10 protein-coding genes and 2 tRNA genes are annotated in these 11,331 nt (G+C 39.3%); all 12 read right to left on the bottom strand.

Features of this window, described 5'->3' with window-relative positions; all coding sequences use genetic code 11:
• Positions 1-1,752, bottom strand: coding sequence for a fibronectin type III domain-containing protein (locus JQM81_RS07930; protein ID WP_235232977.1), 1,752 nt, complete (start codon positions 1,750-1,752; stop codon positions 1-3).
• 218 nt (positions 1,753-1,970) lie between these two features.
• A tRNA-Asn gene (locus JQM81_RS07935) sits at positions 1,971-2,042 on the bottom strand.
• A gap of 117 nt (positions 2,043-2,159) precedes the next feature.
• Positions 2,160-2,822 carry a transaldolase family protein gene (locus JQM81_RS07940; RefSeq protein ID WP_235232978.1) on the bottom strand — a complete coding sequence of 221 codons (663 nt, stop codon included), beginning with the start codon at positions 2,820-2,822 and terminating at the stop codon, positions 2,160-2,162.
• 71 nt (positions 2,823-2,893) lie between these two features.
• Positions 2,894-2,965, bottom strand: a tRNA-Asn gene (locus JQM81_RS07945).
• Positions 2,966-3,113: 148 nt separating this feature from the next.
• Positions 3,114-3,986: an aldose 1-epimerase family protein gene (locus tag JQM81_RS07950; protein ID WP_235232979.1), complete on the bottom strand. Its 873-nt coding sequence runs from the start codon at positions 3,984-3,986 to the stop codon at positions 3,114-3,116.
• Between the two features lie 14 nt (positions 3,987-4,000).
• Positions 4,001-4,684: a D-lyxose/D-mannose family sugar isomerase gene (locus JQM81_RS07955; RefSeq protein ID WP_235232980.1), complete on the bottom strand. Its 684-nt coding sequence runs from the start codon at positions 4,682-4,684 to the stop codon at positions 4,001-4,003.
• Positions 4,685-4,797: 113 nt separating this feature from the next.
• Positions 4,798-5,646 carry a MurR/RpiR family transcriptional regulator gene (locus tag JQM81_RS07960; protein WP_235232981.1) on the bottom strand — a complete coding sequence of 283 codons (849 nt, stop codon included), beginning with the start codon at positions 5,644-5,646 and terminating at the stop codon, positions 4,798-4,800.
• 36 nt (positions 5,647-5,682) lie between these two features.
• On the bottom strand, positions 5,683-6,546 hold the full coding sequence (locus JQM81_RS07965; RefSeq protein WP_235232982.1) for a ketose-bisphosphate aldolase: 864 nt from the start codon (positions 6,544-6,546) through the stop codon (positions 5,683-5,685).
• A 62-nt stretch (positions 6,547-6,608) separates the two neighbouring features.
• On the bottom strand, positions 6,609-7,934 hold the full coding sequence (locus tag JQM81_RS07970) for an ADP-dependent glucokinase/phosphofructokinase (RefSeq protein WP_235232987.1): 1,326 nt from the start codon (positions 7,932-7,934) through the stop codon (positions 6,609-6,611).
• Positions 7,935-7,966: 32 nt separating this feature from the next.
• Positions 7,967-8,803 (bottom strand): carbohydrate ABC transporter permease, encoded by an 837-nt coding sequence (locus JQM81_RS07975; RefSeq protein ID WP_235232983.1) that lies wholly within the window; start codon positions 8,801-8,803, stop codon positions 7,967-7,969.
• A gap of 3 nt (positions 8,804-8,806) precedes the next feature.
• The gene (locus JQM81_RS07980; RefSeq protein WP_331473107.1) at positions 8,807-9,730 is read right to left on the bottom strand and encodes a sugar ABC transporter permease; all 924 of its coding nucleotides are present in this window, start codon (positions 9,728-9,730) and stop codon (positions 8,807-8,809) included.
• Between the two features lie 103 nt (positions 9,731-9,833).
• A complete protein-coding gene (locus JQM81_RS07985) occupies positions 9,834-11,135 on the bottom strand; it encodes an ABC transporter substrate-binding protein (protein ID WP_235232984.1) in 1,302 nt (433 codons plus the stop codon).
• Between the last annotated feature and the right edge of the window lie 196 nt (positions 11,136-11,331).

Genomic DNA, 11,331 nt, shown 5'->3' on the forward strand with positions numbered 1-11,331 from the left:
TTATCGAATACTGCGTCTGCGAAGAACAACTACGGCTGCTCCTGCTGCTAACAGCATAAACACGCCAAATAACACAAGCGGTGCCTCGTCGCCGGTCTTCACAGTTGTTTCCTTAGATGACTGACTGGTTCCTGCCGTTGCCAAACCATTTCCCTTTCCATTGTTGTCTGTCTGTCCATTCCCTGAACCCGTACCCGAAATCTGTCCTGGGTTCTCATCTGGATTTTCACTTGGGTTTTCATCTGGATTCTGACCTGGATTTTCATCAGTATTCTTAACAACTTCTACAAGCTGTTCCGCACTAGCCGTCTTTCCATATGTATCTGTCACATCATATACAATACGATAATTTCCAGTCTTGGATGTGTCTACATACTGTACTTGCTCACCTGTATCTGCATTATAAACGGTTACATGTACAAGCTCTGTAATATCATTTCCTTCATAGTCCTGTGCGCTGACACCCGTCATCGGATTGAATGCTTTTCCATCCTGTATATTGTAATAAGATGTATATCTCTCAGAACCATTGTCATGATTGCCCACATTGGTTGCCAGTGGAATCAAGCGCATTGCATCCGGAGAGAGGAATCCTTCATATTCAGTATCGCTATCTCTGGAATTCACCTGATCTCCTGCACTTAACAGGAAACTCGTCTGCGGAAATGCCTGCAATGATCTGCTCATGGTATTCTGCCAGTTTGTAGTATCAGCTGCTGAATTGCCACTTGCTCCGATCTGCGGATCTCCTGCAAACAAGAAACTGAATTCCTGATCCTGTCCCAATGCCTGTGTGGTAAATGAGTAAGTGTCAGACCACTTTTCATCATTTCCTACTCTATACAGATAGGTTGTGTTTTCTTTCAAATCTGTCATGGTAGCCTTGCAACTCTTAAGACCGTTTACTGCACTATCAGTTTGTGTAGCTGTATAGCTTACTGCATCTGCCGGGAATTCATTCCCTTCGACCCATCCCTCTGGTTTTGTCGCCACCTGCACATATGCCTCTTTATCAGAGCTTGCCATCCAGGTAATATTTCTCTGTGTTTCGTCACTTCCAATATTCAGAGAGATATATTTGACTTCTTTCTCCGGCACTGCTGTACCAAATGTCAGAGACTGAAAATCAAGATAAACATCAGAACTCGATGGTCTTCCGTTGTGAAGTTCTACAGACACCACATTTCCTGTTCCTTTCAGATTCAAAGCCGCAATCTCTGTGAAATTAATTTCTCCTGTCTTCGGAGCACTTGCATTTGAGCCTCCATATCCATTTTCATCAAAGGAACCATCATCATATCCTGCAATCCTTACTCCATTAATGTAAACGGTTACAGCATCATCATAAAGAAGACTTCCCGTGACGGACTGTACGATTGTCAGATCTTCCAGATCAAATGTTTTGCGGAAATAGTAGACTGGAATATCATTCGAAGTTCCCTCAATGTATTGGTTTAACAAAGTCTTAGGAGTACAGCCGCCACCAAGGTCCGCAATCACACCATTCTTGGCACCAAAACTGCCTGCCGCCGTCTTCCATGTTTCCGTCACCGTCTCGCTGGTCTTCCAGCCATCAGCCGGTGCCTGATTGTCATCTCTGTACTGCCACTGCGTATTGGCATCTACAATTGTGATATTGTCTGTATCCTCTTCTGCACGAACAGCTCCAGATTGCCCCGGAAAGGATAAGCCTGCTGTGACAATAAGAGCCAGGGCAATCAATACGCTGGCAATTCTTTTCTTTTTTCTCATTATCTTTTTCATCCTCCTTGTAATAATAGATTCAGAAAAAATATACTGTAACAATGTAAAATCTTATTTCTCTTTTGTAAAAATCTTTGTAATATTTGAGTTAAATATTTCATATCAAATAAACCAGCATATCGAAAAAAGCGCAGAGATTGTACTAAAAATCTCTGCGCCTTGTAATACAAAAAATCCGTAAGCATCTGCCTACGGATTATAAAAAACTCCCCGAGTTGGGCTCGAACCAACAACCCCACGGTTAACAGCCGTGTGCTCTACCATTGAGCTATCGAGGATTACTACTTTTCTAGTATAACTCTCCCCAATCTATTTTGCAAGAATTTTTATTACCATATTTTCAATATTTTTGAGAATACGGGCGCTCACCAAGCGCCCGTCATTTTTATCTATTATTATTCAAAAAAGCATTCTGCATTCATCCAGTCTCGCTTAAAATTATTGATATAATGCTCTGTTAATGGATTCGGTGAAGTAAAGGTATCTTCAAAAACATGATATGGAAGTGTAAGGCAATCTGCTCCTGCCATAAAGTAGTCGACAATTTCCTGTGATTTTTCTATAGATGCAGCTAAAATCTTTGTATCTATATTTAATTTTTTATATACCGTTGATATTTGCGAAAGTGTATCGACACCTTTATACCCTATGATATCATTTTGTCCTGCGTATGGCGCAACATATGTGGCTCCGGCCTGTGCACACAGAACGGTTTCTGCGGCAGTCAATATCGCAGTTGCACATGTTTTAATTCCCAGCTCACTTAACCTTGCAATTGCTTCTACTCCATGGTAATTAGCAGGAATCTTTACGACCATATTATCTCCTGCAGAATTAATACGCTTCCCATCTGCGACCATATCTTCAACTGTTTCCCCAACAACCTGACCAAATACTGGCATATCAGGGAGTAATTCTGTGATCGCTTTAAGTATTTTTATACCATCTTTTCCTTCTTTTGAAATAATCGAAGGATTCGTTGTAACTCCCTCGATAAGATTTTTATTTTTTAGAATTTCTAATTCCTTTATATTTGCTGTATCTGCTAATAATCTCATAATAACCCTCCTAAAATAATCCTTTACAACAAAAAACCTATAGACTGCAAAGTCTATAGGTCAATATCCAGCTCCCCGAGTTGGGCTCGAACCAACAACCCCACGGTTAACAGCCGTGTGCTCTACCATTGAGCTATCGAGGATTACTACCTTTCTAGTATAACTCTCTGCAATCTATTTTGCAAGGACTTTTTTATTTTTACAAATATTTATTTCAATTCTAAAATTGGAGAGATACGCCCTTTAAGCACTACGACAACTTAAAGGGCATATCAATATATCTGCAGATCCTTAACGGATTGTTATACTCCACTGATTGCAATAAGTCTCACCAGTTCCCAGACGTACCAGATCACTCTTATTGCTGAACTCTTCTACCACATCTTGTCTGGATGGAAGGGAAGTCCATGGTTCAATACAAATATAGGGCGCTTCGGTTTTCGGCGCATGCCAGAATCCTAGATAAGACATCTTAGGATAAGATACCGTAACACTTCTTGTTCCTTTGTCCGATTTTAATGTCACTTCCCCCGGCATATTCTGAAGAACAATAGCATCATCATCGAACATATCATGTCTCATTCTTATCTTCTGCCCATCTTCTAATGGAAATTCTTTATTGATTCCATTCAAGAAACAAGTTTCTGTATGACCAACCCTGTCCGGGCAACCTTTTCCCGAAAACTCCAGATAATAATCTGAGAATTCCAGGCCATCTTCCAGCGGTGCCTTGAATCCGGGATGCCCGCCGATTCCGAAATACATCATCTTATCTGAATTGTTCCGAACCTGATATCCAATCTTAATCTGATTCTCATCCAGTTCATAACTCACGCGCAAAACAAAATGATACGGATAAGATTCATATGTTTCTTCTGTATCCACAAGTTCCATCACGATCCTGTCTCGTTCATGCTCTACAACCTGATACGAAAGTTTTCTTGCAAATCCGTGGATTCCCATATGATACTCCTGACCATTTAAAGTATATTTCCCATCTGTAAATCTTCCTACAAATGGAAATAATATAGGTGCTCTCTCCGGCCAGTACTTCGGATCTCCATCCCACAGATATTCTGTCCCGTCTTTTATGACAGATTGCATCTCTGCACCAATGGCAGCTATCTTAACCGTCATGCATCGATTACTAATCTCATAATTCACGTTCATTCCTCCCACTATTCTGCATCTGGATATTCTGTACACAGCAGACGGTATGCCGGCTCATCTTCTTCGATCGTTGGGAAACGTCCCATTCTCTCATAGAAGAAGTTATCGTTATCGTCATCATTACACATAGATACCTCTCCTAACAGAACAGATCCGCCAGTTTCCGGAACTACAAAATCATGGAACATATAAGGTGTAATTGTAATACTCTCTCCAGGTGTCAAAAGCACTTTTGTTCCTGCCGGAACAATTTCTTTCTTACCATCTTTATATACAACTACATCTGTATCCAGTTTTTCCATATCCTTAGTTCCGTTATAAACAGTGATATAAATATCATTTCCGCCTCGGTTGATAATATCTTCCATCTTAGATACATGATAGTGCAATGGAGCGGTCTGTCCCTCGTAGAGCATTAATAATTTCTCTGCATATGTCTTTGGATACTTCTCTGGCATCTTCTGATTTCCGTTTCGAATTGTAAGGAGCGCGAATCCGACCTCATCAAATTTGCCAAGGCCGTAATCCGTAATATCCCATCCAAGTTTATTATCACGAATTTCATCATATTCATGTCCAACACTCTTCCAGTCTTCAGCAGCCCACTTTGCAAACGGTGGAATCTCAAACCCATGTTCCTTGATCAACTGCTCCATATCCTTAATTACCTGATTAATCCTTGAACGTTTCATATTATTTCCTCCAAACATTTTTATTCTTTCAAAACTTTGCTTTTATAAATAAACAGCAGGGCTTCTTCATACATGAAGCATGAAAAGAGCCCCGCTGTTCTACATTATCATACTTACATCTTGTATTCTGATAATATAATCTCAGGCCTGTCAGCCTGCTTCTTATTGATTAATTCTGCATTTGTGACAAAGTTCAAAAGAGCATCTATTACTGCAGTTTCATTCAAATGCGCAAAACCTTTATAATAATTAAAAGGTCCTTCTGTTCCTGCCGAAAGCAGTACATAGTCTGCAAGATTCGCTACTGGTGAATTTGCATAAGCAGTAATCGCAATCGCTTTTAATCCTTTTTCCTTTCCAAGCTCCAATCCCTGAATCACTTGTTTGGATGTACCAGATTGAGAAATTGCAACCAATATATCATCCGAATCAGCTAAATTTACATTATTCAAAAAATATTCTGCGGCAACATTATATGTGCTTTTAATTCCTAATCTTCCAAGACGGAATCCCATATACTGAGTTAATGGACATGTATTTCCTACGGCCAGAAGATGCGCCTGCTTACATGACTTCAATAGATTCACGCAATTCCACATGACATCGGCATCTATCCTTCGCCCTATTGCGATAATATTCTCCGCATATTCTCGAAATTGCCTTTCTACCTCATCATGCGTCTGTACACGATTGACCGTCTCATACTGCTGTCTTCCCAAATCCTTCGCCAGAGTAATACGGAATTCATAATAACCCGTATAGCCAATATGGTGACACATTCTTACAACCGTTGCATCACTCACACCACTTTGCTTTGCCAGTTCAGACACATTAGAATCCACCGTCTTTTGTGGATTTTTCAAGACAAAATCTGCTACTTTTTTTTCAGCTGAAAAAATGCAGTTATAGTTCTCTTTTATTACCTCGAGAACACCTTTATTCAGCATACTCTCTTTTTTCACTTTGACACCTCTCCTTGAAGGGAGAGCCCAAAAGGCTTAGTATAAAGAAGCTTTTCCAATTGTCTGGAAGAGTTCTAATTTATGTTTTGCACACTCTTTCATAGCTTCCATACATTGAGGCTCAATTACATTTGGCTCTCTTACCCCTTCATCTTTTAATACTTCTCTCATTTTCTGGAAATATGCAACCTTGATATCAGAAGAAATATTAATCTTATTGATTCCAAGTGTTACAGATTCTCCAATTTCTTTGTCCGGATTGTTAGATCCACCATGAAGAACCAATGGAATATCTACTTTTGCTTCAATCTCTTTCAAAATATCCAGTTTAAGTTCTGGTTTCATTCCTGCTGGATATAAACCATGACATGTTCCGATTGCAACAGCAAGAGTATCTACACCTGTCTCTGCAACGAATTTTGCTGCATCGTCTGGATTTGTATAAATGATTTTTGCTGTTCCGCCTTCGAAATCTGCCGGATCAGTAGATCCGATAGTTCCAAGTTCTGCCTCAACAGATACATTTGCAGGATGTGCAGCTTCTACTACTTTCTTAGCACCCGCGATATTTTCTTCAAAAGGAAGCTCTGCACCATCAAACATTACAGATGTAAATCCAGACTGGATCGCATAAATAATTGTTCCAAAATCACTACAGTGATCCAAGTGAATACATACTGGCACTGGTGACTTATATGCTCTTTCCTTAATAGCTAAAACCATTTCTGGTCCAGTAAAGCTTAATTCATCTGGATGAATCTCAATGATAACCGGTGAATTAGTTTCCTCGCAAACATCCATGATTCCCAAGAACATTGAGTAATCGGAAATATTGAATGCCGGAATCGCAAATTTGTTCTCCTTTGCTACTGCCAAGATGTCTTTCATATTCATTAACATAATTTAGTCCTCCTCTAGAAATATAATACTATAAATTACCATTTTTTTCTATAAAATATTTTTTAGAAACACATTTGTACGCCGCCTAAGAATGAATCACCCAATCCAATGGTATATTTAGGTTTATCAATATATTTCGACGGTACTAATGTTACTTCATCCGCGTATTTGCTCTCTATCACTTTACTGTAGTTCTCAATCCCCTTCGGGCTCAGCTCAAAGGTAAGAACCTCTCCAATCTGTTCCTTCGTACCATAACTTCCATTCTGTGCTTTTGCAGTAGCCAACATATTTCCATACATCAGCCCTTTTTCGATATCTGCTTTCAGTTTTTCACCTACATACATAGAATAATCTTTGGTATGAATGATAATACCCTTACGGATACCAAATTTTTCCCGAATAAATTTTGCACCTTCAACACAGGAAATAATGTCACTAATATCTATATCAAAATCATACATTTCTTTTAATGTGTACTTCAGTTCTTCTTCGTTCAGGCTGACAATATCCACGCAAGAGCATACCGTCTCCAGACAAAGCTTTCTTACTGAAATATCATGGAAGTGTGCATCTTCAAAGAATACGATACCCTCCGGGTTTTTTTCACGATATTTCATGACATGCTGTTCTGCAAAATCCAAATGTTCCTTCAAAACTTCCGGATCTAAAAGCGCATTAAAGCTGGACAATACATTACTGCTTACATGTTCTGCATTTTCTTCGACCCATTTAAAATAAGGTTTAAAAAACGGAACATATTCATTCACCGTAATCTTTGTTAAAATCAATCGGTTCGAGCAAGGAATCTCTGCTTTTTGATTGCCCAGACAGATCACATCACCTTTTTTAAACTGTATAATACAGTGTACTTCCTGATCCTGAGTCTGGACAAGTCCATCTGTATGTACCAATTTTCCTTCATCAGAAACAGTATAAACATAAGGAGACTCTAACAACTTACATACCTCTTTGGAGTCATCTGTAAGATGCACGACAGACGGGCAACCCACCTGAGCAAGTGCCAAAGCCGCCTGAACTGCCGTTCCGCCCATTCCATACTGCGCAGAAAAGCACTCTTCCAGGAGTTTTGTATTCTCTATATCTGCTTCTCCGCCTATTCCCCGGCTACAATAATACACAATTGTCTGGAGCAATTCTTCCATAGTGTGAACCTTTTCCGGGACTTCCATCTGAGAAAGATCTCCATCTGGAAGGTATTTTGCAAGCAATTCATTCAATCTTTCAACCTGAAAATCGCACAAAACATCCAGGTTGCTGGTATATCCCATTGCTGTATAACGCTTCTCAGACACACGCTTTTTCACTGTCTCATCCATTGTTTCATATGCCTGCCTGTATTTTTGCTCAATCTGTAATACATTCATCACTATTGAAATCCTCCTAAATATTATCTGTCTTAACTCTTTACTGATCCTGCTGTCATACCAGCGATAAAGTATCTCTGGAAGAACAAGAATAATACAAGTATCGGTAATGATCCAAGTACACTCATTGCCATCATCTGATTCCACTCATATGAATGCTGTCCCATCAACAAGTTGATACCTACCGGCACCGTACGCATATCATTCGTCTTTGTCAATGCTAACGCAAACAAATATTCATTCCATGCCTGCATGAATGTATACATTCCAACGGATACCAGACCAGGTACAGCTGTAGGAACCAGGATTTTCCACAAAGCTTTCCAACGGGATCCTCCATCAATCATAACAGCTTCATCTAACTCTTTTGGAAGAGTATTCAGATATCCCGTTGTCATCAAGATACAATATGGAAGCGTAAATACCAGATATGTCAGGACAAGCGCTGCATATGTATTGTATAATTTTAAGCTTACAATCAAACTCAAATATGGAATCAACAAAGTAATCGGCGGTACAGCCTGTACAGCAACAATAACCGTATTGATTACGCTCTTTCCTCTAAAGTCAAAACGGCTAAATGCATAAGATGCCATAATTCCAATAATAAGAGTGATCACTACTACCAACCCAGCTATAATGTAACTGTTAATAAAAAACCTTACCTGTTCCGGGTTCGTAAAGATTGCTTTATAAGCATCCAAACTAAAATTCTCAGAAATCCATGTCGGCGGCCATGCAAAAATCTCTGCATTAGGCTTAAATGAATTCAAGAACATCCATACAATCGGAAAACCCGCCCACAAAGTACCAATGATCAATACTATGATAACTAAAATCTGAACTGAAATTTTTTTCTTTCCTATCATACTTTAATCCTCCGATCTTTGTTGTCTGACATAGAAGATTCCAATAATCGTACATACAATAAGAAGAATTACGGCTGCAGCCGATGCCATTGAATACTGGTATTTTGTGAAGCCCTGTTTGTATATATATGTACTAATCGTCTCGGTTGCATTGACCGGTCCGCCTCCTGTAGTCATCCAAATCAAAGCGAATTGCTGCAATGTCCAAACAAAGTCTAACATCAGAAGACTGACAAGAATCGGTTTTAATTGAGGAATTGTAATTCGGAAAAATGTCTGAATAGCATTCGCGCCATCCAGTGCGGATGCCTCATATAAATCTCCTGAAATTCCCTGTAATCCTGCCAAAATACTAATCATATAGAAAGGATATCCCGACCAAATATTAATCACTGTAACCGCTTTAAGCGCAATATCTCTCGTTGCCAGGAACGATACGTTTTTATCAACTATGTGCATAGATGTAATAAGATAGTTGATTACACCATTCGGATCTAACATCATTCTCCAGAGAATTGCGATAACAGATGCTGTAAACATCCATGGCAAAGCATAGATTACTCGGAAAATACCTTTTACTCTAACACCAAGGTATCTTGTATTCAATACCATTGCAAATAACATACCAATTAAAAGATGTGCTACAATGCTGACGATAACAAAGAAAAGCGTATTCCTTATTGCGACCAGGAATGTTGGGTCCGTCAGTACTGCTTTATAGTTCTGTAATCCAACAAAAATAGGATTCTTATTAACAATCACATTATCGAAGAAGGAATATCCGATAACCATGATAATAGGTACAACCAGCAGAACAATCATTAATGCAACTGTTGGTAAAAGATATAAATATGGTGTTGCCTGTTTCTTTAAAACATCCTTTTTGCTTCCTGCCGGCCTTGTCATTACTTTATTTCCCTTTGCCAATCATCCCACCTCCTTCATTTATTGAGAAGTATAGGCTGCGCGAATATACGCGCAGCCTATATTCTTTAACTCTAACTCTTTAACCTATATTTCTGTCCGATTTTTATTCAAAAGCCGGCTCCCAGCTTGCCTGTGCTGCACTTAACATATCTGCTGCAGATGCTGTATCTCCATCCAGATATAATACAAGCTGCTCATTAAAGCTTCTCATCAAATCTTCAGATGTAGGAGCACCTGTGAATTCGTTGATAGCATAACCTGTCTGGAAGATATCGTATGCTTTCAGGAATAATTCATCGTTTTCAGAATAATCAGGCTCTGCAGTTGCATTTCCTGGGAAAGCATTTGCAAGCTGAGCTAATTTAGCATTTACTTCTGGGCTCATAAGATATTCTACAAACTGCCATGCTTCTTCTTTGTTCTCGCAGTTTTCAGCAATACCGATACCCCAGTTAGCAACGTCCATTCCGCTTTCGCCTTCGTAACCATCCATTACAGGCATCTTAGCGTAATCAAAGTTAAGGTCTGGGCTTTCTTCTTTGATCAGTGTCAAGTGAGAAATTCCATCTACCATGAATGCAAGACGTCCGTTTTCGAACTCGTTAACCATATCCTGCTCTTTCATAGCTTCAGCACCGTCAGAGAGGTATCCGTTGTCTTTCATCTCTTTTACGAAATCAACAACCTTCTCCAGATCTTCATTACCTTCAAGGTTCGGTTTTCCATCTTCTAACATAGCTCCGCCTGATGCCCACAGCCATGTCATGAACTGATTCTGAATACCGTTAGGAGCTTCAGAAGATAATGGAATTGCAAATGCAGCTGCATCTGTATTAGATGTAATCTTATCGCATGCATCCAAGAACTCAGACCATGTTGTTGGAACCTCAGAAACCCCAGCTTCCTCAAGGATGTCCATATTTACATATAATGGATATGCAAAGTTAACAACTGGAATCATGTATGTACTTCCATCTACCTGAATCTGATCTGATAACTGGCTGTCATCATAGCCTGCATCTGTCATCAAATCTGTCAAGTTTGCAATAGACTCCTGTTTTGCAAAATCATATACCCAAGATCCATCAAGACCAACTACATCAGCCATTGTTCCTGCTGCTGCACCAGCCGCGATCTGAGTCTTAGTATCTGCATAAGGATTGCTCAGAAGTTCAATGTTGATTCCTGTTTCCTCTGTGAAGTCATCACAGATCTCCTGAAGTGCTCCATCCGGAAGCTCTACGCCCCACCACTGTTGGAATTCAAGTGTAACGCCATCTCCGCTGTCTCCACTAGCTTCTTCTGAATCTCCGCTGCTGCTAGATCCACAAGCTGCTAATGAAAGTACCATTGCGCCAACCAGACCAACTGAAAGCATTTTCTTCATGATTGTTCTCTTTTTCATTAATAGTTCTTCCTTTAAATGAAATTTTATTTCAGCATTTTGTGAAAAAAATTTTTAAGGCAAATTTCCGAATATCACATATGGATGGATTTTTATGTCTATATTCGCTAATTTATCCTTATTTTTCTTCCACTTTTTATGCTGTTTTAATTATATTATAAAATATTTTTTCATATTGTTAATATGTATTATTGCT

The sequence above is a fragment of the Faecalicatena contorta genome, assembly GCF_021531895.1.
GTDB lineage: Bacteria > Bacillota > Clostridia > Lachnospirales > Lachnospiraceae > JAFBIX01.